We start from the raw sequence: 23,586 nt of genomic DNA on the forward strand, positions 1-23,586 counted from the left end.
GTCGTGGCTGAACTGATCCTTGATGCTGGGGTCGACACCTGGGTGGTGCAGCCGTACCCGGACACCACTCGCGATGTCGCGAAGTACCCGGTCATCCAGAACAGCTTGCGCCGCACCCTGGTGCAGATCAACGGTCTCGATCGGCTGCCCTCGACGGCCGTCATTCTCTCGGCGACGCTGTCGTGTCCGGCGCGTGGTGCGTGGGATCCGCAACTGGTGTCGGTCCAGGCTCTTGGCCTGAACGCGGACGGGAGTCAGTGGCGGGTCGCGCGGGCGACGTGGAACAACCAGCCCGGCGTGGTCGGGTCGGCGGTCGCTACGTCGATCTCAGCTCTTGATGACGGCGATGCGGTCGACCTCGACGTGACGGCACTCGCGCAGGCGATCGTGCTCGGTCAGGCGAACTACGGGTGGCGGATCTTCACCGACAACGCCGCGACGCAGTCCTCGTTCTACGGCTTCGACTCTGGTCACGAGTCGTGGACGCTGATGGTTGAGTACACCCTCTCGCCCGAGGCGCCGGCGCAGTTGACGCCGCAGGGTGTGGTCGGGATCGCGAAGCCGGTCTTCCAGGTCGACGACCAGGACGACCTTGCGCAGATGCGGGTCCAGATCGACGACGACATGCTCGGCACGCCGCTGTACGACTCGGGGTGGGGCGGCGTCACTGGCCCGGCGCTCGACTCGGCGCGAACCGACCTCCCTGGCGGTGCCTACTCCGGCCTGGCTGACGGCATGATGCGCTACTGGCGGGTCGCGGTGAAAACGACCGACGGCGCGGAATCCGACTTCTCCGAGTGGGTGCAGATCACCCGCGACGTGAAGCCGACGCTCGCGGTCGACAGCCCGACCGGCGGCACGACGCGCTCGAGCACGCCCACCGTGACCGCGCACCTGTCCCCGGCCGGCACCGCCGACACTCGGTGGCGGGTCCGCGTGCTGGCGGCGACAACGCCGGATGTGCTGTGGGATTCCGGCACCGCATTGCAGGGCGCGACCCTGACGGCGAAGGTGCCGCGGAAGTGGCGCGGAAAGACCGTGCTCGCTGAGGACGTCTCCTACCGCTTCGAGGTCTCCGTGCTCGACCGGCCCGACCGCGTCGGCTCCTACGGCGACCCGCAGTGGATCACGTCCACGCAGACCGTGCTGCTCGACCACGACGCCTCCGAGGCGATCCCGTCCGGCCTCGTCGCCTCCCAGCCCACGGTCGGGGCGCCCGACGTGCTGCTGCACTTCACCCGCTCGGCGACCCCGGACTACTTCGAGGTGCAGCGCTCCGAGGCGGGCGGCAACTTCAAGACGCTGCCCTACGAGATCAACCCGGCTGACGCGCTGTACGACGCCCTGACGTGGGAGTGGGTCGACGTGACCGCGCCGCCGAATACCACGCTGACGTACCGCGTCCGGGCGGTCACGAACGACAACTCCTCGCCGTGGTCGGTCACGGACACCCTGACCCCCGAGGTCAAGGGCATGTGGATCCGCTCCGGCTACGGATCGATCGTTCTCGACGGCGACACCCTGGACGCGATCAAGCAGGTCACCAAGCGCGTCACCTACAACCTGCCCTATGCCTACGAGGACGTCGACATCATCGGTGCCGTCGGTGGCTACGCCGCGGACTCTCTCGACTTGTCGATCGACAACCGCGACCCGGACTACCAGTCAGTAGACGATGCGCGCGAGATCCTCGAGGAGGTCCGCAAGCACCCCGAGCAGCCCGTCCAGCTTGTCTGGGGCACCGTGTCGATCCCGGCCTACCTGCGCGACCTTTCTGTAGCGCCCGCCTCCGACTCGGTCTCCGCCCTGCGCGACCGCAAGCACGCGGTCTCGTTCGGGTTCTTCCAGACCGACGACGCCGCCGAGACCGGGTACGGCGCGGCGTATTACGACGTCGGGGTGTACGCCTGATGTTCGTCCCCTCGGGCCTCGCGAGTCATGACGAGCGGGTCGCGTGGCAGCTGGGCATGACCACGACCCATGCCCGCATGGTCACGGTGCGGGTGATGACCCTGGATCACCGGCAGGTCACCCGCGAGCTGCACGCCGAGATCATCGACGGCCAGGTCATCATCGACACCTCGCGTGATGCGATCAGCGCCTGCTCGCTCACCTTGCTCGATCCGACGCAGTCGATCGGGTGGGAGCCGAACTCTGCACGGGACTTCCCCCACCTGCAGCGGATGGTCCAGGTGATCGACGCCCGCCTCGTGGCCGGCGTCGGTGGGCAGCCGTGGTCGTGGGTCGAGTGCCCGGTGTTCACCGGGCCGGTGGTCGACATCGACCGCGACGGCGCCACGGTCACGATCTCGGCTGACTCCAAGGACCGGCTCGCGCTGTGCAACTTCCCTCGCGCGAAGACATGGCGGGCCAAGCTGCGAGTCGTCGACGTCATCACCGACATGCTGGTCAACTTCGCGGGCGAGAACCCGAACCGGATTCATCTGCCCCAAGGCTTGAAGGCCACGACACCGGAGCGGATCTCGGTGACCCGCGAGGATCTGGTGTGGGTCCAGGTCCGCCGGCTGGCCGAGTCGGTCGGGTTCAAGATCTTCTACGACGGCCGCGGGCACTGCGTGATGCGGCGCGCCTCGTCTTCGGCGGCGATGACGATCGACCGGACGTCGCTCGCGTCGGCCGTACGGATGGACCGCGAGGCGCCGGAGATCAAGAACCGGTGGATCGTGCTCGGCCCGAAGCCGAAGGCGCACAAGAAGCAGGTCACTGCCGACATCGCGCTCCCGAAGCGTCACCCGTGGTCGGCGCAGTCGCTGGGCCGCAGCAACGGCTCCAGCTTCGTGCCGCGGTGGCTGATCGACATCCAGAAGCCGGGCCAGGTGAAGAACCACTTGATCGCGCTCAAGATCGCGATCAAGCAGCGCAACGAGCAACTGCGGACCAGCCAGCAGGTCACCGTGGACCACCTGCCGTTCCCGCAGATCGAGCCCTACGACCTGGTCAAGGTCATCGACCCGCGCCTCGGGGTGTTCCTGATCCGCGCCAACCAGTACACCCTGCCCCTCGGCGACGGCGGCCCGGCCACGCTGGGCGCGGTCCGCAAGGCATCCCAGCAGCCACGGCACAAGCGTCGCCGCCGCAACGGTGAGCACAAGCACCACGGCAACCAGGGCAAGAGGTGGAACGCCGCATGAGCACCGTGGCGGGCACCTACAGCGGTCACGTCACCGCGATCAACACCGAAGTCCGATCGGCCTCCACGGTCACCTCCACGGCCGACGGCGCGACGGTCCTGGCTGTCGACGACGTCGCGGACTTCGCGGCCGAGGGCGGCACGCTGCGGGTCTGGGCCGAGGGCGTGACGTTCGCGGACACGCTGCTGCGCTACTCCGGCATCGACGACGACGCGGACACGATCACACTCCTCGACGCCGTCGCCATCACTGCTGGCGGACCTGCCCCCGCGGGCATGACCGTGACCTGCTGGGACACCGCCGACAACCGGCCCGTCACCGAGTGGATCGCATCGGTCTCCGACGACAGCGACCCCGAGGGCGGCATCGAGGCTGCCGTGCATCACTCCCTCATCAAGCTCTTGGTCGCCTCCGTGCGCGCTGGCGCCAACGAGTCCGTCACCGCGACCCGCGACGAGCACGGCCAGTGGACCGTGACCGAGGTCCACGGCAAGACCCCGATCACCGACGCCCCCCACGGCGAGCTGTACCGCGCCACCGACATGGGGCCCCTCGCCACCTCGACCGACACGATCCTGGTCTTCGACGGCCCAGGTCCGTTCCGTGGCGGCATGGGCGCCGCCTCGGGCATCTGGACCATCCCTGCTGACGGCCGGTACGTGATGACGCTCAACGTCGGCTGGGAAGCCGACGCCGCCGGCCAGCGGCGTGCGTGGATCGAGATCGACGGCGACGTTGCCGCACAGGTCCGACACAACGCCGCCAGCTCGCTCGGCACCTGGCAGTGCGTCACCCGCACCAAGTGGCTCGCAGCCGGGACACAGGTCGCGTTCTGGGCCTCGCACAGCAGTCCTACGAGCCTGCACGTCCTCGACGGGTCCGCCGCCACCATCACGAGTCTCGACTAGGAGCCGCCTGATGCCCACCCCGCTGCCGAAGCCCCCAAAGATCCTGCTCCGGGCGAACTCCTGGGCGTCCAAGGTCAACCAGTGGATCAACTACTTCGAGAACCACATGGACAACCTCGAGGCAGCCGGTCGGCCCGAATGGTTGACCGGTGTCGGCGTGCCGTCCACAACCCTGGGCGACACCGGCGACTGGTACCTCAACACCGCCACGAGCGACCTCTACGTCAAGACCGACGACACTCATTGGGTCTTCGAGCTGACCCTGGCCAGCGACGGCAACATCCCGTGGCGCTGGGGCACCGCCGCACCGGCTGCAGCGCTCGGCTCGGTGGACGACGGGTACGTGAACACGGCCACCTGGGACATCTACCGCAAGACGGCGACCTCGACGTGGACCCTGCAGGGCAACATCAAGGGCCTCACCGGACCCACCGGACCGGCAGGCCCGACGGGATCCACCGGTCCGACCGGGGCCACCGGGGCGACTGGACCGGCCGGCGCGACCGGTGCCACCGGACCGGCGGGCGCTTCTTCGGCATGGCGGCAGGGATCCGGCGCGCCCTCTACCGGCCTCGGCGTGGTCACCGACTGGTACATCGACATCGCGGCGTACGACGTCTACGAGAAGACGGCGACCTCGACGTGGACGCTGCGCGCCAACATCAAGGGCGCGACCGGTGCGACCGGACCTACTGGTGCGACAGGCCCCACGGGTGCCACCGGAGCAACCGGCGCCACAGGCTCGACCGGCGCCGCGGGTGCCGACGGGAAGACGGTCCGCAGTGGATCGGGCACGCCGTCCAGCGGGCTCGGTGTAGATGGCGACTTCTACATCAACACGGCAGCGAACACGATCTACGGGCCGAAGACCTCGGGCGCATGGGGCGCCTCGACGTCCCTGGTTGGGCCGACCGGCGCCACCGGGGCAACGGGACCCACCGGGGCTACGGGGCCGGTGGCGACCGCGATCTCCTCGCGCACGGTCACTGCAGCAACCACGGTCGCGGCATCGGACGCCGGTGGCTGCGTGACCCTGAACTCGGCCAGCAATGCGAACCTCACGATTCCCACGCTCGCCTCTGGCGGTCCGGCGGTCGGCTCGGTCGTCTACGCCTACCAGAAGGGCGTCGGCAAGTGGCAGTTCGCTCCAGCGTCCGGGGTGACCGTCAATCCGACCAGCACCACCACCCGCGCCCAGTACTCGATGGCGATGCTCTACCACGAGTCCACTGACGTGTGGGTCGTGGCCGGAGACATCCCGTGAGCGGTGTCATCCAGTCGATCGGGTCGATGCTCAAGCGGCCGGTCGCCAAGACCACGCCCACGCTGCGTACCTCAGCGCAGGCCGTGGTCAACAACGGATCGTCCGCAATCGTCGTCACCATCCCCTCGAGTGCGGTCGCGGGCGACTTCGCGGTGTTCTTCATCGGGGAGAGCTCTGGCACCTGCGACACCCCGAGCGGGCTGACGAAGGTCGACGTTTCCCAGATCGGCGACACCGCGAACCAGCCGTACATGCACATCTACACCCGCCGACTGGTCGCTGGTGATGTCAGCAGCGACTACGGCCTGTCGTTCACCTTCAACGCCGGTGCCAGCGATGGGCTCTGCGGCGCGGTCATGGTGTTCGCGAACACCTCCGGTTTCGGCGTCCGGCCGCAGTTCACCTTCCAGGCGCAGACCGACGTCGCGAACTCTCACACCCCGGCCGGCTGCTCGCTGCTCATGGGCCCCTATGACCTGTTCGTGGGCGCCGCGGTCACCCTTGCCTACGTCTCTGCCGGACTCTCGAACGCGCAGATGGCCACCGCGCCGACCGGCTGCACCATCGATCAGACGATGGCGGCCACCCGCGCTGCTGGAACCGGCGGCACGTGTCGCGGCCTCGCGGTCTTCCACGGACCTACCCACGCCCAGCGCGTCGAGTCGATGACGTTCAACGCCCAAGAGTGGGTGGTGATGGCGACCATGACCCTCGCGCCCATCCAGCCACGCGTCACCGACATCGACCAGGTGCCGCCCGAGCTCCTCGGCGTCCCGGTCTACAACTACTCCAACTCCTCGGGCGCCTGCGTCGTCTACGACCAGTCCGACGTCACCCGCGGCTGCAACACCTACCGACCCTGGCCCGAGCGAGTCGCGACCGCATGCGGCGCAGTGAACAAGCTCAACGACAAGGCGATGGGCGGCGCCCGTGCAGCCGACATCTGCACCGCAGCGTACGGCACCGCCACCTACACCTCGGTGCGGGCAGGCTCAGGCAACACTGCAGGGCAGAACAACCAGTACAACCCGCAGGCGCTCACACAGACCGCGCTGACAAACCGTCTCACCGCGCTCTACACAACCGATCTGGTCGGCAACGACTTCCTCCAGCTCGGCACCGGCACACAGGCCCTCACCAGCGCCCGGAACGCCGTCGATGCGCTGCTCAAGCTGATCCGCGCCGCCACGGTCAACGGCTCCGCGACCGGAGCGAGCTACACCGGCACATGGGCCGACGACTCCTCCGACGGCTACCTCGCTGGTGTCGCGAAGAAGACCACCACGCCGGGCGACAAGGTCACGATCAGCGTGACCGACAAGCCGGCTGTTGACATCGTCGTCATCGCCCACGACTCGGCCGCCGAGTCCCTCACCGGCGCGGCGTACATCGTCAAGGTCGACGGCACCACCGTCGCCACCGGCACCACCCACAACGAGCACCTCGCCACCGGCGTCTACAACAACTACAAGTTCTGCCAGAAGGTCATCTCGGTCACCGGCATCCCCGCCGGTACGCACGCGATCACCATCGAGCACGCCGGCGCGACCAACGACGTGCTGATCTACAACGGCCACATGCTCCCCGCGACAACGCCGCCGTGGATCGTGACCAACAAGATCTGGCCCCTGCCGGCCGCGACCTATACGACCTACGGCATGAGCGCCGCGCAGGCCGCGACCTACAACCAGCTCGTCCAAGACGCCGCCGACCAGTTCACCGACAAGCGAGTCCTGGTCTACGACCCGTCGGCCAGCGGCGTGTGGGACACCGGCGTCCACGTGTCTGCCGGAGACGGTCTCCACCAGAGCGACCTCGGGCACGCCCTGTACGGCCACGAGATCATCCGGCTCCTCAACCGGCACCTGCTCGCACCCTCCCGTGACATCGTCAACCCCACGTCTCTGGCGCCGAGCACCATCCCCTCGACATGGGACCTGATCGGAACCCGCCCGTTCTACGTCCCGACTGGCGTCACCTCGATCAACTTCGAAGGCGAAGGCGGCTCAGGTGGTGGCGGAGGCGGTGCGGCCGGTGGCGCCGGCAAGGGCGGTGGCGGTGGCGCGTACGCGCAGGCACCCAGCGTCCCTGTCACGCCCGGCGAACTCCTCTGGATCACCGTCGGCGCTCCCGGCGCCGGCGGCGCCGTCAGCACTGCGGGCACTGCCGGCACCGTCTCCAAGGTCGTGCGCGACTCCAACGGCGCGGTGTTGTGGAAGGCCGACTGCGGTACCGGCGGTGGTACCGGTCTGGGCGCGGTCGGTACTGGCGGACTGGCGGCCAACTGCGTCGGCACGACCAAGACCTCCGGCTCTAACGGCTCGACCACGACCGGTGGCGCCGGTGCCGCACCGCTTGGCGGCGCCGCAGCGACGTACAGCGGCTCAGGCGCCGGAACCGCCGGCAACCCGCCTGGTGGCGGTGGCTCGGGCGCGAACCCAGGCAACGCAGGCGGCCCCGGCGCCCGCGGTGTCGTGAAGCTCAGCTGAGAGGGAAACCCAGAACCATGACCGCGACCGAACCCAACGGCTGGGAGCTCAAGCGCAGCATCGACCAGCTGCGCTCCGACGTAGAGAAGAAGCTCGACGCCAACCGCGCCGATGCCAAGGAAGACACCAACGAGGTCCGATCCGACATCAACGGCGTGGGCTCCAAGATCGACGGTCTCTACCGCGTCTTCGCATCGGTCTCCGAGGTCAACGCCCTCGCCGGCCGCGTGGCCACTCTCGAGAGCCGGGCCGACAAGCGCAGCGAGCGGATGACGACCATCTGGCTTGGCATCGGGCTGACCGCCTTCACTTCCCTGACCGGCCTCGCAGGGACCGTCGTCACGATCCTGGCGCAGAAATGAACACCCGCCGAGTCAAGATCGTCGCAGCCTGGACCGCCTGGTCGGCATCCGCGATCCTCGTCATCGGCATCCTGCTCGGCCTGCTCGGCTGGGCCGTCGTGTCCACGCAGCACGCCTCGGACCGTCGCGACCGCCAGATCGCATCCCTGATCCAAGCCGTCCGAGACAGCGACCACGACGCCGCCCGGGACCGGCGTACGGCCGCGCAGAACCAGCGGTTACTCCTGGACTACACCAAGGCGCTCGCGGACCGTCAGGACGCGCTCCTCACCTACCTGCGCGCCCACGGCATCCACGTCCCTGCCCGGTTCATCACCGAAGTGCCGGCGCCCCGCATCGTGACCATCCATCCCCACCGCGGTCCGTCGCCGAAGCACAGCGGCGGCGGCACCTCGAGCAGGTCCCCGCGACCCACTGGCCCCGGGAAGTCCGGCCACGCGCCCGGTCACCGCAAGCACCGCCCGCACGGCCACAAGCACCACTGACCATCTCGGGTCCAACTGCCCCGCACCACCCGGTGCCAGGGGGCTTTCGTCATGCCCACAGGAGATCGAAGATGAGCACCTCGCAGAACGGCTGGCCGGCGCTCGCGGCCGACAGCCCGCACCTCCACCGCTGGATCATTCCCGCGCGCTCCGGCTCGAGCACCCTCATGCTGCGCGATGGCTCGGCCGGCTTCATCCTCGCCTACATCGCGCTGCGCCTGGCTGAGACGATCGTGCCCCTGTTCGGCAAGGTCCTCGACGACTGGGGCTACGCCTACCGGCCCGTGCGCGGCTACACCACGACGCTGAGCAACCACTCCAGTGGCACCGCGATGGACCTCAACGCCACGCGTCACCCGCTCGGCCGCGTCGGCACTTGGACGAGCTCGCGCGCCGCGAAGATCCGCACCCTGCTCGGGCTCAAGATGCTGCGCCACGTCGTGCGCTGGGGTGGCGACTACCACGGACGCAAGGACGAGATGCACTTCGAGATCAACGCACCGCTCGACGTGTGCGAGCAGGTCGCCAAGCGGCTCATGTCCACCACCCGCGGGAAGCGGATCCTCGCCGCCAACCCCGGCCAGGCCCAGGTGATCCTGTCGTGAACGACCGCGCGCCTGCCTGGCAGCGGGTCGCCGTGACCATCGGCTGCGCCTACGAGCTCGTCGCGCTCTGGTCTCCGCTCCCGACTATCACGAACTTCGCGCACCGCCGACCCGCGCTCGCCGGCCTCCTCGTCGGCGCGCTCTCCGTCCACTTCCACCCGCAGGAGGTCATCCGATGAAGGTCGGTTGGTACAACGTCGAGTACGGCCACCCGGTGCGCGAGCACGTAGCGATGATCCTGGCTCGCTTCGAGCGCGAGCGGCTCGACACCATGATGCTCACCGAGGTCGCCGACTACGCGGCCCGCCTCAAGATCGAGGCCGCGAAGGTCGGGTACGCCCTCGTCACCAAGGGCAGCACGCACGCCGAGCTGAACCAGGCGATCCTGGTCCGCGGCGGCGTCCACATCGGCAAGGTCTGGACGATCCCGATGAAGGCGTCCTACTTCGCCCGCAACGGCGACGTACGTCGCTCCCAGCCGCCGCTGGTGGCCCGGCTCAACGGCATCAACCATGTCGTCGTCCACGCCCCTGTGCATGCCTGGGTGCCTGGCAAGGGTGGCCGCCACTTCACCGGCCCGATCCGCCGCCGTCTGGCCTACCGCGCCTACATGCTGCGGCTCGCGCGAGCCGTCAAGCGCATGGCCTGGCCCGCGATCATGGGCCCGGACTGGAACGCCAACCCCGACACGCACGGCCGCTGGTCCCCCGCCTGGCTGGCCCACAAGATCGGCGGCGAGATCGTCCGACCCCACGCCTCCACGGGCCACGGCGAGATCGACTTCGCGATCACCAAGGGCATCCGACTCACCAACGTCCGCGTGCGCCCCAACCCGCCCGGCCTGCCGCACTCCGACCACCTGCTCGTCACCGCCCAGGTGGCCTGACATGGCCAGCTGCACCTTCCCCGAGTGCCCCAACGCCGCACCCGGCACCGCTGCCTACTGCAGCCACCACGCCACCTACGAGATGGAGGACTGACCCATGAACCGCATCAACCCGTACGCCAAGGCCGTCGCTGCCGGTGTCGCAACCTTCGCCGGCGCGCTCGGCACCGCACTCACCGACGGGACCGTGACCGGCTCGGAGTGGTGCGGCGTGGTCGCTGCCACCGCGATCGGCATCGGTGCCGTCTTCGGGATCCCGAACAAGCCCCGCGCCTGATCCCGGCTCGGCCGCCCCCGCGCGAGCCGAAAACGAAGCCGCCCCGCTCCTCCATCGGAGGAGCGGGGCGGCTTCGCGCCATTTCTGGAAACGAGTCCTACTGGATCACCATCTGCGGCTGGCCCTGCACCACCATCTGGCCGCCGTTCTGCACCCAGCGGCGACCCAGGTGATTCTCAATGATCTTGAAGGCGCCAGCCGAGAACGCGTGGGTGGTTGCGTGGTGGATCGACAGCGCCAGGTCCTGGAGCTCCTCGTCATCCTCGAGGTGAACGACCTTCAAGCCCTTCTCCTCGAGCTCGTCACGAGTGATCGCGCGGCTGTGTGAGAGGTGCTGCTTGTCGTTCGCCAGCCACTCGGCCACCTCTTCGGCCTTCTCTACGCGATCCTCGTCCTCCACGAACATGTACGCCTGCAGCCACTCCGAAACCAGCGCTTTCGACAGCGCCGCAGCGTTCTCGCAGATGTTGAGGAGGCCAGGCGGGTACTGCTGGAGGGTGGGCAGCCACGCCGTGATGGCCTCAGGCTTCTCGGCGCACTCCTTCTTCGCGGTCTCGAACTGATCGATGAGCGCCCCTGCAGGGATCGGGATCCCCGGAGGCAGGGTCAGTTGTGGATCGATCGGCCCGAGCTGCGAGTGCTTCCCCATCACAATCTCGTCCGCAGCCATCGACCACATCGTCGCTGCCGACATCGCGTACATCGGAACGAACACCCGGATGTGGTTGAACTTGGTGCGCAGGTAGCGGACGATCCGATCCGTTGCCTCGGCCTGGCCGCCAGGGCTCATGAGGATGAGGTCGAGCTCGTCGCCTGGCAGGTCTCTGAAGACCTCCATCATCCCCTGCATGTCCTGCAGGTTGATCTGTACGTTCGGATGGTTAGCGAACATGTTGGCCGAGTAGGCAATCACGCTCCGCCCGGTGTGCTCGTGGAGGGCGGTGAGGTACTTCTGCCGCATCCCATCGACGTCGACGTTGCCGTTATTCGCCGCTGCCTGAGCATTCAGCTCGTTGAGCAGGTCACCCCAACTCGGCACGTCAGGCGTTGCTGGAAGTGCTGAACTTGACGGGCGCGAAGGTGAACGATCGCATCTGAGGGATCCGTGCGTGCGCGGCGTTGAAGGCCGCAAGGGCCGCGCTTACCTGAGGAAGGTTGGCGCCCTTCCCGACGAGTTCGGCGCGCTGCTGGTCGCTCGTGGGGGTCGTCGTCGTCATGACTCGAGTATGCACGCGTGAGGTGAATTCGTCTGCGTTCTGGAGCATCTCTTGGCGCCTTAGATGCCCCTGATGTCGCTAGATGCCCCCGCAGATGCTCGGCCACCATCCACCGCGTCACCAGATGCCACCCATGCGCATCCCCCTCGGCGTACGCCACCAGCCCCTCCCACCGGTACGGCTGCACCGACTGCCGACGCCACTCCAACAACACGCCCGGATAGGTGTGCGGTCCACCGAACGCGCGCGTGACGTCCACCCAACAGTGCTGCGGCTGCGGACGCATCGGATGACGCGGGCCGTCGGTCACATCAGTGTTCGGCAAGTGCGTAGCCGCCCGAGTCGTCAGTCATTGTGACCGTCACGTCACTGGTCCGACCGTCCTTCCAGTTCATGTGACACTCCGTCGTCTCACCGCGCTTCTGCTCGATCGAATCAGGGCACTCAACGCTGTCCAACGAGCCGTATACCGCCCCGAACCCGGTCGCTGCCCCGTCGATCGCGATGTTCAGGTAGTGGATCTTGACCTGCAGGCCGAGGTCGTGACCGCTGATCGTCTTCGTGCCGCACGCCGTCAAGGACAGAGTGAGCGCAGCCACGGCAAGGGTCTTGAACATCATGCGCGTCACCGTACGACGCGCTGTCGGGATCCGCTGAGGAATCACGCCACGAACCCACCCCGCCGCGCCGACCGCGCTCGGTGCCCGTCCCGTCGCCGCCGCAGCCGCCGCACCAGCTGCGCGTCATACGCCAGCGCCTCCGGGGTGTCGATCAGGGCCCCGAGCACCTGGAGGTACCGAGGCAGGGACATGTCGAACCGCTCACGCACGGCGGTCTCCCGCGCGCCGGGGTAGCGGAACCACGAGCGCTCCAGCTCGAGCATCGCGCAGTCGCGGTCGGTCAGGGCCATGGGGAGAGGGTGGCACCCACCGCCGACAGTTCTCACCGTGTGGCTACAGCGTTGGCTACAGAAGCCAGAAGGCCGGCCCTTGCGGGACCGGCCTTCTGAGCGTGTTTTCTTGGTGGAGGTGAGGGGATTCGAACCCCTGACCTTCTCATTGCGAACGAGACGCGCTACCAACTGCGCCACACCCCCAAGCAGGAAAAAGTTAGCACCCTGATGTTCGGCTGTCCGAATCCGGGTCGGGTGGTTTCGCGACGGGACGCTGCTCGACCTGCCCGACCGCCGAACAGCGAAGCGGCCGGGGCGATGCCCCGGCCGCTCACGTGAAGCTGCTCGTCAGAACGACGACTCGCCCTCGGCGGACTCGCCGCTGGCCTGGTCGCCGAACGTCTCCTGGCCGGCCTCGGACTGCTCGCCGTAGGAGCCCTCGGCGGTCTCGCCGTACTGCTGCTCCGTGGCTTCCTGGGGAGCCGCCTCGCCGTACGACGACTGCTCCGAGCCCTGCTCGCCGTAGGACGACTGGCCCTCGGCGGAGTCGCTGGACTCGCCGTAGGACTGGCCCTCAGCCGAGTCGCTGGACTCGCCGTAGGACGACTCGCCCTGCTCCTGGCTCTCGCCGAACGAGGACTCCACGCCCTCGGTCTGCTGCTGGAGCTCGTCCGAACCGAAGTTCTCCTGGGTCATGCTGATCAACTCCCGAGACATGCCTGGCCGGGAACCTCCCGGCCTCCGCCCGAGCGGCGGCACTACCACCTTCCGTCACCGTGAGGGCAAACACAAGGACCGTTCTGCCGATGTCCATCGGCCGAACGGTCCTCGGGTGGATCGGGTGCGGCTCAGGAGCCGGTCGCGCGGCGCTCGGCGGCCTGCTCGGCCTCCGTCTTGCTGCTGCGACGCTGGGCCTCGGCCTCGCGGGCGAGCTCGGAGTCGCCCTCGTTGCGGCCCGAGCTCCACACGCCGGTGGAGTCGAGGTCGATGGTGCGCACCGTGCGCGAGGCGGTGGCCTTGGCGACGTACGTCGGGAGCGTCATCGGGACCGGCTCCCAGGTCGAGGGCGACGCGGCGCCGACGGCGGGGATCTCCTCGGTGTTGTCGCCGACCTCGTCGGCCGCAGCCTCCTGGTCTCGGGACGGTCGCTGCGCGACCTCCTCGACCACCGGGGCGTCCTCGTCGGCGAGGGCCTGGTCGGCGAGGGTCGTACGCCGCTTCTTCACCACTCGGGTGCGGGCGGCGGTCTCCTTCTTCACCATCAGGCGGCACGCGACCAGCCAGGCGGTGATGAGGGCGACCGGGGCGACCAGGAAGACCCAGCCGATGACACCACCGGCGGCGAGGGCGACGGTCGCGACGAGGGTGAGCAGCAGCAGGCCGAGGACGCGGCGGCGGCGCGCGGCCGCCTGGCGCGCGGCCTGACGGCGCAGACGCAGCTGGAGCGGGGTGAGCCGGACCGGCTCGACGACGTACTCGTCCTCGTCCTGGTCTCGGGACGGTCGCTGCGCGGCCTCGTCGACCACGGAGGCGGGCGTGCGCGGCGCGAGCGCCTCGACGACCTCGGCGGTCGCGGCGACGGCCTTGCGCGGGTCGAGGACCCGGAGTCGGTCGGAGAAGCTCTCCACGGAGCGGGTGGCCTCGGCGTCCTCGCTCTGCTTGAGCGCCTTCGGGACGAGGTACACGGCCCATGCCGCAGCAAGGGCGACGAAGATCAGTGCGCTCATGTCCACAACTGCAGGTTATGAGTGGCGGGGCAGGACCGGTCGGAAGTCAACCGGTGTGTCACAGATTGACCTGTGTGACTGGTGGGTTGGGGCTCGGCCGGGATCAAGTAACACGTCGTTCGCGGGTCTTCCACGTCCGCGGAGACACTTCCATGCTGTCGTGGCGACGTGAGAGTGCAGAAAACGGGGCGGGAGACGTGCGAACGACGTGTTACTTGTTCCCGAGCACCCGTGCTAGTTGTCCCCGAGCACCCGGTCCAGACGGGCCAGCAGCCCGAGCGGCACGTCGTCGGCGGTGATCGCGAAGATCCGGTGGTCGCGCCACTCGCCGTCGATGTGCAGGAACCGTGGGGCGTAGCCGACCTCGGTCAGCCCGAGCTTCTCCACGACCCGCAGCGAGTTGGCGTTCTCAGGACGGATGCAAATCTCGATGCGGTGCAGCCCGCAGGTGATGAAGCAGTGGTCGACGACCATCGCGACGGCCCGCGGCATCACCCCGCGACCGGCGTACCTCTCGTCGATCCAGTAGCCCACCGAGGCGAACTGTGCCGAGCCACGCACGATGTTGTTGACGCTGATCTGGCCGGCGAAGGTGCCGTCGACCTCGATGACGAAGGGGTACGTCGTCCCGCGCCGGCCGGCCTTCTTGAGCCGGCGCACCAGCGCACGGAACGTTGTCGGTCGGCCGTCGCCGCCGGGCGGGACCGTGGCGTCCCAGGGCCCGAGCCAGATCCGGTTGCGGCGGCGCGCCTCACGCCAGGCGCGTGCGTCGGAGGAGCGCAGCTCGCGCAGGGTGACGGTCGGATCGACCCCGGACATCAGCTGGTTGGGCCACCGGCGGCCGGGGACCGAGGTGACCATCCGGGAGCAATGGTCGCTCCCGACGATCTGCTCGACGGCGTGCACCAGCACGGGCCGCAGCACCTCGAGGGCGTCCGTCACCCCGCCGCGCGAGCCGGGCAGGTTCACCACCAGGCAGTCGCCGGCGACCCCGGCGAGCCCACGCGAGAGCATCGCGGTCGGGACCCCCTTCGCCGCCCCGGCGGAACGGATCGCCTCGGCGATGCCGGGGATCTCCCGGTCCAGCAGTGGACGGGTGACCTCGGGCGTGCGATCGGTGGGCGTGAGACCGGTGCCGCCCGTGGTCAGCACGACCCGGGCACCCGCCGCGATCGCCGCGGAGATGGCGCTGCCGACCGGCGGGCCGTCCGGCCGCACCACGGCCTCGTCGACGACGAACCCCAGCTCGGCGAGCGCCTGGACGAGGAGCGGTCCGGTCTCGTCGGCGTACACCCCGGCCGCTGCGCGGTTGGAGGCGACGACGACCGCGGCCGGCAACCCGCTCATCGGGCCCAGTCCCCCGACTTGCCGCCCGTCTTGGTCTCGACGCGTACGTCGGAGATGACGGCTGCCTTGTCGACGGCCTTGACCATGTCGACCACGGTGAGCGCGGCGACGGAGACCGCGGTCAGCGCCTCCATCTCGACGCCGGTGCGGTCGGTCGTGCGGACGGTCGCGGTGATCGCGACGCCCTCGTCGACCACCTCGAGGTCCATGACGACGCCGGAGATGGCGAGCGGGTGGCACAGCGGGATCAGGTCGGGCGTCCGCTTCGCACCCATGATCCCGGCGATGCGCGCGACGGCGAGCGCGTCGCCCTTGGGCACACCCTCACCACGGAGCAGCGCGACGACCTCGGGCGTGGTGAGCACGCGGCCGGTGGCCACGGCGACCCGATGGGTCACCGACTTCTCGGAGACGTCGACCATGCGGGCTGCGCCGGACTCGTCGACGTGGGTCAGGCGCGGCTCGCTCATGGCCTGAGGATCTCAGGCGTCCGGACCGGCGAGGACCTCGCCCGCGGGAACACGCCGGGCACCCTCACCCTCGAGCGCGACCGCGCCGACGACCTGCACGCCGTTGCCGAACGTCCAGTCGCCCTCGACCGTCAGCGAGCTGGCCTTCTGCAGCGACGGGACGCCCTCGGGGAAGCGCTGGTCGAAGTCGCGCACCAGCTTGTAGTGCGTGCTGTCCAGGTCGACGTACGGGATGTCGGCGGCGACCTGGGTGAGCGCGAAGTCGGGGCCGACCTCGTAGACGTCGCTGCGGAGGATGAGGAGGTCGTTGGTGGTCTTGACCGGGATGAAGCGGTCCCGGCCGACCTCGATCAGGGTGGCCCCGTCGAAGACCTCGATCGCCGCACCCATCGCGGTCTCGACCTGGACCACCTTCGGCGTGGACGCGTCAGCAGGGTCGACCGTCTTGACGTTGCGGATCATCGGAAGTCCGAGGATGCCGTCGCGCTCGTCGAGCGCGGCCTTCATCGCCCGCAGGTCGAACCAGATGTTGTTGGTCGAGGTGTAGCGGTGGCGCTCGAGGTCGGCGTGAGCAGCCTTGTCCTCCTCGGCGATCTGCGCGGTCTCCCGCAGCACGATGCGGCCGTCGGACTTGCGGCGAGCGAAGTGGCCGCCCTTCTTGTCCGAGGCCGTACGCCGCACCGCCTCGATGGCGAACGGAGCGCCACTGGCCGCGAACCAACCGGCCACCCGCGGGTCGGGGACCGCGCCGAGGTTGTCGGAGTTGGAGACGAACGCGTAGCGGAACCCGGCCGCGAGCAGGGCGTCGATGGTGCCGGAGCCGCGCAGCGCGGTGTAGATGTCGCCGTGTCCCGGCGGGCACCACTCGAGCGTGGGGTCCTTGGGGTAGGTGACCGGGACCAGGTCGTCGACGAGCAGCTTGGGCACCTTGTTCTGGAGGAACTCCAGCGGCAGGCCCTCGACCGGGAGGTCGTCGTAGCGCGCAACCGCGTCGAGGGTGTCCTCGGAGGTGCGGAACGAGTTCATGAAGAGCAGCGGCAGCGGGGCGGCGTACGTCGTGCGCAGGTGCAGGATCTGGCGCGCGATCACGTCGAGGAACGACAGGCCCTTGCCGATGCAGAGCAGCGACTTGGCACGGTCCATGCCCATGGAGGTGCCGAGGCCGCCGTTGAGCTTGATGACGGCCGTGTGGGCGATCGCGTCGGCCGCGACGTCGTCGGCGACGACCACGTCGGCCAGGCGCTCCATGTCGATCGGGTCGATGGTGTCCTCGCGGATCATCCCGGTCTCGCCGCTCTCCAACAGCCCGTAGTAGTGGGCGAAGGTGTCGATGGCGACCTGGTCGACCCCGGCCGCCGCCATCTTGGCCCGCGCCATCTCCAGGCCGTCCACGCGAGCTGCAGTCATGCGCTCGATCGTAGGCTGATCCGGTGATCGAGGGACAACCGGCGGCGAAGGTCGCCGCGCGCGACCAGCTGCTCACCGCGCGCCGCCGGCGGCCGCTGGTCGAGGTCGGCTCGGACGCGCGCTCCCTGGCGGAGGTGCTGCTGGACGCCCCGGAGGTACGCCGGTCCGCGACCGTCGCGTGCTACGTCTCGCTCGGCAGCGAGCCCGGCACCACCGCGCTGCTGGACGCGCTGGTCGACGCCGGCAAGCGGGTGGTCCTGCCGGTGCTGCTGCCCGACAACGACCTGGACTGGGCCGTCTACTCCGGCCCTGCCTCGCTCGCCCCTGCCCGGCGCGGGTTGCTCGAGCCCGTCGGCCCCCGCCTCGGCGTGGACGCGGTCGCGACCGCCGACGCCGTGCTCGTGCCCGGGCTCGCGGTCTCCCCCACCGGCATGCGGCTCGGACGCGGCGGTGGGTCCTACGACCGCGCCCTGGCACGCGTGCCGGTCGGCACCTTCACCTGTGTCCTGCTGTACGCCGACGAGGTCGGCGTACCCGTGCCGGCGGAGCCGCACGACCGGCCGGTGACGGCCGCCGCGTCACCGCGAGGAGTCGTCCGGTTCTAGCGTCAGGACGTCCTTGCCGGCGCCCTTCACCGCCTTCTCGGTGAACAGCCACGGCAGCGTCTGACCCTTGACCCACAGCTTGGTCTGGTCGGCGTAGTGCGGGTCGAAGGCATGCCCGGAGACGCCGGTGAGGTTGATCCAGCGGGCGGCGTCCAGATCGGCCATCGGCACGATCATCCGCATCGACGGGGCCACCGTGACGTCGTACCCGTCCCGTGCGTCCCACGACGTCGCGTCGACCAGCGAGCCACCGCCGCCGACTCCCCCGGCGTCGCGGTTGAACAGCCGCTCGACCAGGCCGATGCCCGACTCGCCGAGCGTCGAGCTCCTCAGCTCGAGCCGGTGGATGCCACCCCAGGACCACCGGCTGGCGTCCGGTGACTCCAGCCGGGTGAGGTCGTCGCGCGCGGCGATCATCGAGGCACGCAGGATGTCGTCGCGCGTCTCGACCTTGTCGGTGGTGACGTCGTCCCAGAACCGGTCGTCGGGCCGCTGCAGCAGCCCGCTCACCACGTCGAACCAGCGGCTCGCGCCGTCGGGCTGCAGCGACGTGGGCAGCTCGTCGGCGAACGTGCGGTGCAGCAGCTCGCGCCACACCACGTTGAAGTACGCCGCCGCGGCGCTCTCGGCCGCCTGGCCGCCGTTCCACGTGGCGAGCAGGCGCTGGCCGTCGGAGTAGTAGCCGGCCGGCAGGTGGATCCTGGCGAGGTAGGGCTGCAGCACCCTCGCCATCGGGTTGATGTCGTCGAGCTGGATCGCGGCCATCGTGGCGACGCCGATCTTCTGCCCGTTGGCGCTCGCGGCACGGAGCCGCTCGGCGATGCGCGTCGAGCGGTAGCCGCGGTCCCAGTCGTCGGCCAGGTGGTAGCGGTAGTCGCTCGGATCGACGACGGCCTGGTTGGCGGTGACGATCATCCCCGAGCTCGGGTCGAGGACATGGGGCAGCTGCTGGAAGGGGATGAAGCGCCCGGTCCAGTCGTTGCGTGGGTCCCAGCCCGCGACCGGCACCAGGCCCGAGTCGCCGTTGCGCCGGATCGGCACGCGGCCGGTCGCCTGGTAGCCGATGTGGCCGGCGGTGTCGGCGTACACGACGTTCTGGCCCGGTACGGCGAACCCGGAGAGCGCCTTGCGGAACGAGGACCAGTCACTGGCGCTGTCCAGCGCCAGCAGGGCGTCGGCGGTGGGGCGCGGCTCGAGCGCGGTCCACGACAGGGCCACCCCGGTCGACCACCCCTTGGCCCGGGGCAGGCTCGTGGCCACGGCCTGGCCGGCCCGGGTGATGCTCTGCAGCAGACCGTCGTCGGTCAGGTCGACCTCGCTGTTGGTGGCGTCGAGCCGGGTCAGGTCCGAGAGCAGCGGGCCGTGCTCGGTCGAGCGCACCCGCAGGGTGATGTCGTCGCCACCACGGACCTTGATCGTCTCGGTCCGCACAGCGAGCTTCTCGCTGCGGCCGCCGTGCTGCCAGCGATCGCCATGCACCCGCTCGACGTACAGGTCGCTGACGTCGGGCCCGAGGTTGGTGAATCCCCAGGCGATGTGGGCGTTGTGGCCGATGACCACGCCGGGGACGCCCGCGAAGCTGAACCCCGCGACGTCGAGGTTGCAGTCGTTGTCGACCACCCGGCAGTGCAGGCCGACCTGCATCCACACCCCCGGCATCGAGACGCCCAGGTGCGGGTCGTTGGCCAGGATCGGCTTGCCGCTGTCGGTCAGCGCGCCGGAGACGGCCCACGCGTTGCTGCCGATGCCGTCGGGCTTGGGTCCGGTGTTGACCGGTCGGGTGACGCCGCGGCCGACGATCGGCGCATGGTGGACGAAGTCGTACGCCGGGAACAGCTCGGCCGCGCGCCCCGACCCGACCGCCGCGGTGCTGAGCGCGCGGGCGATCTCGTCGTCGAGGTTGCCGCGCAGGTCCCAGGCCATCGCCTTGAGCCAGGAGATCGAGTCGATGGCCGACCACTTGGCCGGGTGGTAGTTCAGTCCGGAGACGTCGAGCAGCGCGTACTCCAAGGAGATCCGCGAGAGCGGCCGGCCGGCGAGGTAGTCGTTGACGCCCTGCGCGTAGGCGTCCAACGCGTCACGGGTCGAGGGGTCGAGCAGCGCCAGCTCCTGGCGGGCGACCCGGCGCCAGCCCATCGTGCGGGTGACCAGGTCGGTCTCCAGACCGGCCTTGCCGAACATCTCCGAGAGGCGGCCGGCGGTCGCGTGCCGGCGTACGTCCATCTCGAAGAAGCGCTCCTGCGCCGAGACGTAACCCTGCGCCAGCATCAGGTCGTGGGTGGTGTCGGCGTAGATCTGCGGGATGCCGTGGCTGTCGCGGATCACCTGGACCGTTCCGTCCAGCCCGTCGAGCCTGAGATGTCCCTCGGTCTGCGGCCAGCTGCGGCGTACGACGACGACGCCGGTCACCAGACCGGCGAGCAGCAGCACGACGAGCGCGAGCGCGATGTACGCCGTCCAGTAGAAGGCGCGCGGCCAACGATCGTTCGGGGTTCCCTCCACCATGATGGGGAACATCTTGCCGTGTCGTATCGTTGGCGCTCGACAACCGGGAGTGCTAATCGCACCCGGACCGAAGGAGGACAGATGCCGACCTACCAGTACCGCTGCGCCGACTGCGGCCACTTCTTCGAGATCGTCCAGTCGTTCTCCGACGACTCGCTGACCGTCTGCCCCGAGTGCGAGGGCACGCTGCGCAAGGTGTTCAACGCCGTCGGCGTGGTGTTCAAGGGGTCGGGTTTCTACAAGACCGACAACAAGTCGTCCTCCTCCCCCTCGAGCACCGCTGCCTCCTCGTCGTCGGCTTCCTCGTCGGGCGCGTCGAGCTCCGACAGCAAGCCCGCCGCCTCCTCGACGCCCTCCGCCTGACCCGTCCGCGCGTGCCTGTGGACAAGGCGGCGCGGGGCTTCCCGGGGTGAGCGACCCGGCCTAGCGTCCGCCGCATGGACCCTCGGACCCCGCTCCCTCCTCGTCAGCGCCTCGGGCGCCTCGCCACCTCGGTACGCCGGGCGGTCCTGCGCCGACGCCGCCTCCTCGCCGCGGGGCTGGCCGCGGTGGCGGTGGGCGCGACGGTGCACGCGGTCGCCCCGCCGGCGCCGGCCCGGACCGCGGTGACGGTGGCAGCGCACGAGCTGCCTGCCGGCAGGCAGCTGGAGCCGGGCGACCTCACGACGACCGATCTCCCGCCCGGCGCGACCCCCGACGGGCTCGCACAGGCACCGGTCGGCCGGATCCTCGCGGCTCCGCTGACCAGGGGCGAGCCGGTCACGGAGGCACGACTGGTCGGGCCCAGGCTCGCCGATGCCGCGTCCGGGACGACCGCGCTGCCCGTGCGGATCTCCGACCCCGGCCAGGCCGCGCTGCTGACCCCCGGCGACCGGATCGACCTGCTCGCCACCGACCCGCAGCACGGCTCGACCAGCACGATCGCCGAGCACGTGGAGGTCCTCGCCGTACCTCCCGACGGCGACAGCACCGGTGGCGGGAGCCTCACCGGGCGGCTCGTGGTGGTCGGAGTGCCGTCCGAGGAGGTGCAACAGGTCACGGCCGCCGCGGTGGTCGCGTTCGTGACCTTTGCCTGGCAGAACCGGTAGATTCCCCGCGTTAGTCCCCCAAGAACCTCGGTAAATAGGAGCGGAAACAACATGTCCGGATTCAAGAACTTCCTGCTGCGCGGCAACCTCGTCGAGTTCGCCGTCGCGGTCATCATGGCCACGTCCTTCGGTGCGGTCGTCACCGCGTTCGTCGCCTGGCTCACCGCGCAGATGCCCGACTCGGCGAGCAAGTACTTCTCCAACGACCCGAAGTCGTTCGGTGCCTTCCTCAACGCCGTCATCGCGTTCGTCCTGCTCGCGGCGGTCGTCTACTTCCTCGTCGTGGTGCCCTACACCAAGGCCAAGGAGCGCTTCTTCCCGGAGGAGGCCGCCGGCCCGTCCGAGCTCGAGCTGCTCACGCAGATCCGCGACTCGCTGGCCACCAAGGCCTGATCACGACGCAGCACCTGCGAGTGCCGTCTCACCCTCCGTGGTGAGGCGGCACTTGTGATTTCAGCCAGCGCTCCGAGGCGGACTCGCGGTCCCTGCCCGAGCGCTCGCCCGGCTCTTCACGGTCGTCACTCGTGGCGTCGGGCAGCACGTCGCCGAACACCTCGGCCAGGCGCCGCTTGCGCTGCCAGTCGGCCTCGGGCTTCTCCTCGCTCATGAGGTCCGAGCCTAGGAGGTGCAGAGGCCGGCGGCCTGGCGCTCGGACTGGGACAGGCCCTGGTCCGGCTTCGGCGTACCCGACGGACTCGCCGAGCTGCTCGCCGACGGCTCGACCGTCGTACCGCTCGTGGCCTTGCCGGTCGGCGTGGCGGTGGCCGAGCCGCTGGGGTTCTCGGCCGCACTGATCGACTGCTCGCGGAACTCCTTGGTCAGGGGCTCGTCCTCGGCCGCCAGCCGGAACAGGCGCTTGACCGAGGGAAGCCAGGCCAGGCGGTTGGGATCGCTGGGCGCGAGCTCCCAGGGCGTGGTGACGAACTTGATGTCGTTGAGGCCGACGCCCTTGGCCGCCTCGGCGACGCTGGCCATCTGGCCGACGTTCTTGAAGTCGGTGGTGAGCGAGCCCGCGAGGGCGTTGACGAACTTCAGCATCCGGTCGGGGCGCGCGACCATGCCGGCCGAGACGGCCTTCTTGATCATCGAGGCCATGAAGGACTGCTGGCGCTTGATCCGGCCCGTGTCCATGCCGTTGCCGACGGTGTAGCGGACCCGGACGTAGCTCAGGGCCTGCTGGCCCTTGATCTCGCGGGTGCCCGGCATCAGCTTGATGTGGTGGGCGGGGTCGTCGATCTCCTGCGGGATGCAGACCTCGACGCCGTCGAGCGCGTCGACCATGTTCTTGAAACCGTTGAAGTCGACCACGACGTAGTGGTCGACGCGGATCCCCGAGAGCTGCTCGAACTGCTGGACCGTGCACGCCGCGCCGCCGACGGAGAACGCGTCGTTCCACATCACGTTGGAGGCGGCGGGGATCTCGGTGCCGTCGGACTTGTAGCAGGCCGGGCGGTTCACCAGGGTGTCGCGCGGGATGGAGATGCCGTAGGCGAACTTCCGGTCGGCGGAGAGGTGGAACAGGATCGTGGTGTCCGACCGCTGCCCGATGTTCTTCATGCCGTCGATGTTGTCGCCCTTGCCCGTGCGCGAGTCCGAGCCCATCACCAGGATGTTGAGGGGGCCGGCCTTCAGCTTCGCGGGGCGGTTGTGCAGCTGGGCGGAGATGTCCTTGTGGTTGAGCAGACCGTTCCAGTGGTTGTAGGCCAGCACCACGCCGCCACCGGTGATGAGCGCGAGCGTGAGGAGGGCCGCGACGATCACACGGGCGACGATCTTGCGCGGCTGGAACGCCCTGCGTCGGCCGCGCGTACGCCGCGAGCCGGTGACCGAGGTCCCCACACGGCGGGCCCTCTGGCCCGGCGGGGGTACGGATGGATCCTGGGTCATCTCTTCAGCCTCG

27 protein-coding genes and 1 tRNA gene are annotated in these 23,586 nt (G+C 69.4%); 15 read left to right on the forward strand and 13 right to left on the reverse strand.

Annotated features, from left to right (window positions below; translation table 11 throughout):
• Nucleotides 1-3 precede the first annotated feature (3 nt).
• From ACYVJ3_RS01895 to ACYVJ3_RS01945, 11 genes are all read left to right on the forward strand, one after another.
• Nucleotides 4-1,911: a DNRLRE domain-containing protein gene (locus ACYVJ3_RS01895; RefSeq protein ID WP_460850791.1), complete on the forward strand. Its 1,908-nt coding sequence runs from the start codon at nucleotides 4-6 to the stop codon at nucleotides 1,909-1,911.
• Entirely contained in the window at nucleotides 1,911-3,152 is a 1,242-nt protein-coding gene (locus tag ACYVJ3_RS01900; protein WP_460850792.1) for a hypothetical protein, read from the forward strand. Before ACYVJ3_RS01895 ends, ACYVJ3_RS01900 begins: the two co-directional genes overlap by 1 nt.
• A complete protein-coding gene (locus tag ACYVJ3_RS01905) occupies nucleotides 3,149-4,060 on the forward strand; it encodes a hypothetical protein (protein WP_460850793.1) in 912 nt (303 codons plus the stop codon). The genes ACYVJ3_RS01900 and ACYVJ3_RS01905 overlap by 4 nt, the downstream gene beginning before the upstream one ends.
• Before the next feature lie 10 nt (nucleotides 4,061-4,070).
• The gene (locus tag ACYVJ3_RS01910) at nucleotides 4,071-5,324 is read left to right on the forward strand and encodes a collagen-like triple helix repeat-containing protein (RefSeq protein ID WP_460850794.1); all 1,254 of its coding nucleotides are present in this window, start codon (nucleotides 4,071-4,073) and stop codon (nucleotides 5,322-5,324) included.
• The gene (locus tag ACYVJ3_RS01915; protein WP_460850795.1) at nucleotides 5,321-7,813 is read left to right on the forward strand and encodes a hypothetical protein; all 2,493 of its coding nucleotides are present in this window, start codon (nucleotides 5,321-5,323) and stop codon (nucleotides 7,811-7,813) included. Before ACYVJ3_RS01910 ends, ACYVJ3_RS01915 begins: the two co-directional genes overlap by 4 nt.
• A gap of 17 nt (nucleotides 7,814-7,830) precedes the next feature.
• Nucleotides 7,831-8,175, forward strand: a complete 345-nt coding sequence (locus ACYVJ3_RS01920; protein ID WP_460850796.1) for a hypothetical protein — start codon at nucleotides 7,831-7,833, stop codon at nucleotides 8,173-8,175.
• Nucleotides 8,172-8,660: a hypothetical protein gene (locus ACYVJ3_RS01925; RefSeq protein WP_460850797.1), complete on the forward strand. Its 489-nt coding sequence runs from the start codon at nucleotides 8,172-8,174 to the stop codon at nucleotides 8,658-8,660. Before ACYVJ3_RS01920 ends, ACYVJ3_RS01925 begins: the two co-directional genes overlap by 4 nt.
• A 71-nt stretch (nucleotides 8,661-8,731) precedes the next feature.
• Entirely contained in the window at nucleotides 8,732-9,265 is a 534-nt protein-coding gene (locus tag ACYVJ3_RS01930) for a M15 family metallopeptidase (RefSeq protein ID WP_460850798.1), read from the forward strand.
• Nucleotides 9,262-9,444 (forward strand): hypothetical protein, encoded by a 183-nt coding sequence (locus ACYVJ3_RS01935; protein WP_460850799.1) that lies wholly within the window; start codon nucleotides 9,262-9,264, stop codon nucleotides 9,442-9,444. Before ACYVJ3_RS01930 ends, ACYVJ3_RS01935 begins: the two co-directional genes overlap by 4 nt.
• Nucleotides 9,441-10,151 (forward strand): hypothetical protein, encoded by a 711-nt coding sequence (locus ACYVJ3_RS01940; protein WP_460850800.1) that lies wholly within the window; start codon nucleotides 9,441-9,443, stop codon nucleotides 10,149-10,151. Before ACYVJ3_RS01935 ends, ACYVJ3_RS01940 begins: the two co-directional genes overlap by 4 nt.
• A gap of 97 nt (nucleotides 10,152-10,248) precedes the next feature.
• Nucleotides 10,249-10,428, forward strand: a complete 180-nt coding sequence (locus tag ACYVJ3_RS01945; RefSeq protein ID WP_460850801.1) for a hypothetical protein — start codon at nucleotides 10,249-10,251, stop codon at nucleotides 10,426-10,428.
• A gap of 97 nt (nucleotides 10,429-10,525) precedes the next feature.
• Here ACYVJ3_RS01945 and ACYVJ3_RS01950 read toward each other — a convergent pair whose 3' ends face one another.
• The 10 genes from ACYVJ3_RS01950 to ACYVJ3_RS01995 all read right to left on the reverse strand — a co-directional run bounded on the left by ACYVJ3_RS01950 (nucleotide 10,526) and on the right by ACYVJ3_RS01995 (nucleotide 17,488).
• Nucleotides 10,526-11,467, reverse strand: a complete 942-nt coding sequence (locus ACYVJ3_RS01950; RefSeq protein ID WP_460850802.1) for an SDH family Clp fold serine proteinase — start codon at nucleotides 11,465-11,467, stop codon at nucleotides 10,526-10,528.
• A 1-nt stretch (nucleotide 11,468) separates the two neighbouring features.
• The gene (locus tag ACYVJ3_RS01955) at nucleotides 11,469-11,645 is read right to left on the reverse strand and encodes a hypothetical protein (RefSeq protein WP_460850803.1); all 177 of its coding nucleotides are present in this window, start codon (nucleotides 11,643-11,645) and stop codon (nucleotides 11,469-11,471) included.
• Between the two features lie 311 nt (nucleotides 11,646-11,956).
• Complete coding sequence (locus tag ACYVJ3_RS01960) at nucleotides 11,957-12,265, reverse strand: DUF4333 domain-containing protein (protein ID WP_460850804.1); 309 nt, start codon at nucleotides 12,263-12,265, stop codon at nucleotides 11,957-11,959.
• A 41-nt stretch (nucleotides 12,266-12,306) separates the two neighbouring features.
• The gene (locus tag ACYVJ3_RS01965; RefSeq protein WP_460850805.1) at nucleotides 12,307-12,555 is read right to left on the reverse strand and encodes a DUF3263 domain-containing protein; all 249 of its coding nucleotides are present in this window, start codon (nucleotides 12,553-12,555) and stop codon (nucleotides 12,307-12,309) included.
• A 110-nt stretch (nucleotides 12,556-12,665) separates the two neighbouring features.
• Nucleotides 12,666-12,741, reverse strand: a tRNA-Ala gene (locus ACYVJ3_RS01970).
• A 144-nt stretch (nucleotides 12,742-12,885) separates the two neighbouring features.
• Nucleotides 12,886-13,233, reverse strand: a complete 348-nt coding sequence (locus ACYVJ3_RS01975; RefSeq protein WP_460850806.1) for a hypothetical protein — start codon at nucleotides 13,231-13,233, stop codon at nucleotides 12,886-12,888.
• Between the two features lie 152 nt (nucleotides 13,234-13,385).
• Nucleotides 13,386-14,264, reverse strand: a complete 879-nt coding sequence (sepX, locus tag ACYVJ3_RS01980; protein WP_460850807.1) for a divisome protein SepX/GlpR — start codon at nucleotides 14,262-14,264, stop codon at nucleotides 13,386-13,388.
• A 234-nt stretch (nucleotides 14,265-14,498) separates the two neighbouring features.
• A complete protein-coding gene (locus ACYVJ3_RS01985) occupies nucleotides 14,499-15,611 on the reverse strand; it encodes a GNAT family N-acetyltransferase (RefSeq protein WP_460850808.1) in 1,113 nt (370 codons plus the stop codon).
• Nucleotides 15,608-16,081 carry a cyclic pyranopterin monophosphate synthase MoaC gene (moaC, locus tag ACYVJ3_RS01990; protein WP_460850809.1) on the reverse strand — a complete coding sequence of 158 codons (474 nt, stop codon included), beginning with the start codon at nucleotides 16,079-16,081 and terminating at the stop codon, nucleotides 15,608-15,610. The genes ACYVJ3_RS01985 and moaC overlap by 4 nt, the downstream gene beginning before the upstream one ends.
• 12 nt (nucleotides 16,082-16,093) lie before the next feature.
• Entirely contained in the window at nucleotides 16,094-17,488 is a 1,395-nt protein-coding gene (locus ACYVJ3_RS01995; protein ID WP_460850810.1) for a UTP--glucose-1-phosphate uridylyltransferase, read from the reverse strand.
• A 23-nt stretch (nucleotides 17,489-17,511) separates the two neighbouring features.
• On the opposite strand from ACYVJ3_RS01995, the gene ACYVJ3_RS02000 reads away from it, so the two are divergent.
• Nucleotides 17,512-18,093 carry a 5-formyltetrahydrofolate cyclo-ligase gene (locus tag ACYVJ3_RS02000; protein ID WP_460850811.1) on the forward strand — a complete coding sequence of 194 codons (582 nt, stop codon included), beginning with the start codon at nucleotides 17,512-17,514 and terminating at the stop codon, nucleotides 18,091-18,093.
• On the opposite strand, the gene ACYVJ3_RS02005 is transcribed toward ACYVJ3_RS02000, so the two are convergent.
• A complete protein-coding gene (locus ACYVJ3_RS02005; protein WP_460850812.1) occupies nucleotides 18,067-20,598 on the reverse strand; it encodes a penicillin acylase family protein in 2,532 nt (843 codons plus the stop codon). The two genes, ACYVJ3_RS02000 and ACYVJ3_RS02005, sit on opposite strands and share 27 nt — an antisense overlap.
• A gap of 81 nt (nucleotides 20,599-20,679) precedes the next feature.
• On the opposite strand from ACYVJ3_RS02005, the gene ACYVJ3_RS02010 reads away from it, so the two are divergent.
• From ACYVJ3_RS02010 to ACYVJ3_RS02020, 3 genes are all read left to right on the forward strand, one after another.
• On the forward strand, nucleotides 20,680-20,961 hold the full coding sequence (locus tag ACYVJ3_RS02010; protein ID WP_460850813.1) for an FmdB family zinc ribbon protein: 282 nt from the start codon (nucleotides 20,680-20,682) through the stop codon (nucleotides 20,959-20,961).
• A gap of 74 nt (nucleotides 20,962-21,035) precedes the next feature.
• Nucleotides 21,036-21,686, forward strand: coding sequence for a Flp pilus assembly protein CpaB (gene cpaB / locus ACYVJ3_RS02015; RefSeq protein ID WP_460850814.1), 651 nt, complete (start codon nucleotides 21,036-21,038; stop codon nucleotides 21,684-21,686).
• Nucleotides 21,687-21,737: 51 nt separating this feature from the next.
• Nucleotides 21,738-22,079, forward strand: coding sequence for an MscL family protein (locus tag ACYVJ3_RS02020; protein WP_460850815.1), 342 nt, complete (start codon nucleotides 21,738-21,740; stop codon nucleotides 22,077-22,079).
• A gap of 28 nt (nucleotides 22,080-22,107) precedes the next feature.
• On the opposite strand, the gene ACYVJ3_RS02025 is transcribed toward ACYVJ3_RS02020, so the two are convergent.
• Both ACYVJ3_RS02025 and ACYVJ3_RS02030 read right to left on the reverse strand, forming a co-directional pair.
• Nucleotides 22,108-22,293 (reverse strand): hypothetical protein, encoded by a 186-nt coding sequence (locus tag ACYVJ3_RS02025; RefSeq protein ID WP_460850816.1) that lies wholly within the window; start codon nucleotides 22,291-22,293, stop codon nucleotides 22,108-22,110.
• 11 nt (nucleotides 22,294-22,304) lie between these two features.
• The gene (locus ACYVJ3_RS02030) at nucleotides 22,305-23,573 is read right to left on the reverse strand and encodes an LCP family protein (protein WP_460850817.1); all 1,269 of its coding nucleotides are present in this window, start codon (nucleotides 23,571-23,573) and stop codon (nucleotides 22,305-22,307) included.
• Nucleotides 23,574-23,586: the final 13 nt, after the last annotated feature.

It is taken from the genome of Nocardioides montaniterrae (assembly GCF_054782655.1).

Bases quoted from the DNA above. Each gene is read 5' to 3' on its own strand.
- ACYVJ3_RS02020 (WP_460850815.1), top strand. From the start codon at position 21,738: ATGTCCGGATTCAAGAACTTCCTGCTGCGCGGCAACCTCGTCGAGTTC.
- ACYVJ3_RS01925 (WP_460850797.1), top strand. From the start codon at position 8,172: ATGAACACCCGCCGAGTCAAGATCGTCGCAGCCTGGACCGCCTGGTCG.
- ACYVJ3_RS02030 (WP_460850817.1), bottom strand. From the start codon at position 23,573: ATGACCCAGGATCCATCCGTACCCCCGCCGGGCCAGAGGGCCCGCCGT.
- ACYVJ3_RS01905 (WP_460850793.1), top strand. From the start codon at position 3,149: ATGAGCACCGTGGCGGGCACCTACAGCGGTCACGTCACCGCGATCAAC.
- ACYVJ3_RS01960 (WP_460850804.1), bottom strand. From the start codon at position 12,265: ATGATGTTCAAGACCCTTGCCGTGGCTGCGCTCACTCTGTCCTTGACG.
- ACYVJ3_RS01940 (WP_460850800.1), top strand. From the start codon at position 9,441: ATGAAGGTCGGTTGGTACAACGTCGAGTACGGCCACCCGGTGCGCGAG.
- ACYVJ3_RS01920 (WP_460850796.1), top strand. From the start codon at position 7,831: ATGACCGCGACCGAACCCAACGGCTGGGAGCTCAAGCGCAGCATCGAC.
- sepX (WP_460850807.1), bottom strand. From the start codon at position 14,264: ATGAGCGCACTGATCTTCGTCGCCCTTGCTGCGGCATGGGCCGTGTAC.
- moaC (WP_460850809.1), bottom strand. From the start codon at position 16,081: ATGAGCGAGCCGCGCCTGACCCACGTCGACGAGTCCGGCGCAGCCCGC.
- ACYVJ3_RS01910 (WP_460850794.1), top strand. From the start codon at position 4,071: ATGCCCACCCCGCTGCCGAAGCCCCCAAAGATCCTGCTCCGGGCGAAC.
- ACYVJ3_RS01995 (WP_460850810.1), bottom strand. From the start codon at position 17,488: ATGACTGCAGCTCGCGTGGACGGCCTGGAGATGGCGCGGGCCAAGATG.
- ACYVJ3_RS01975 (WP_460850806.1), bottom strand. From the start codon at position 13,233: ATGACCCAGGAGAACTTCGGTTCGGACGAGCTCCAGCAGCAGACCGAG.
- ACYVJ3_RS01965 (WP_460850805.1), bottom strand. From the start codon at position 12,555: ATGGCCCTGACCGACCGCGACTGCGCGATGCTCGAGCTGGAGCGCTCG.
- ACYVJ3_RS01900 (WP_460850792.1), top strand. From the start codon at position 1,911: ATGTTCGTCCCCTCGGGCCTCGCGAGTCATGACGAGCGGGTCGCGTGG.
- ACYVJ3_RS01930 (WP_460850798.1), top strand. From the start codon at position 8,732: ATGAGCACCTCGCAGAACGGCTGGCCGGCGCTCGCGGCCGACAGCCCG.
- ACYVJ3_RS02025 (WP_460850816.1), bottom strand. From the start codon at position 22,293: ATGAGCGAGGAGAAGCCCGAGGCCGACTGGCAGCGCAAGCGGCGCCTG.
- ACYVJ3_RS02005 (WP_460850812.1), bottom strand. From the start codon at position 20,598: ATGGTGGAGGGAACCCCGAACGATCGTTGGCCGCGCGCCTTCTACTGG.
- ACYVJ3_RS01955 (WP_460850803.1), bottom strand. From the start codon at position 11,645: ATGACGACGACGACCCCCACGAGCGACCAGCAGCGCGCCGAACTCGTC.
- ACYVJ3_RS01985 (WP_460850808.1), bottom strand. From the start codon at position 15,611: ATGAGCGGGTTGCCGGCCGCGGTCGTCGTCGCCTCCAACCGCGCAGCG.
- ACYVJ3_RS01945 (WP_460850801.1), top strand. From the start codon at position 10,249: ATGAACCGCATCAACCCGTACGCCAAGGCCGTCGCTGCCGGTGTCGCA.
- ACYVJ3_RS02010 (WP_460850813.1), top strand. From the start codon at position 20,680: ATGCCGACCTACCAGTACCGCTGCGCCGACTGCGGCCACTTCTTCGAG.
- cpaB (WP_460850814.1), top strand. From the start codon at position 21,036: ATGGACCCTCGGACCCCGCTCCCTCCTCGTCAGCGCCTCGGGCGCCTC.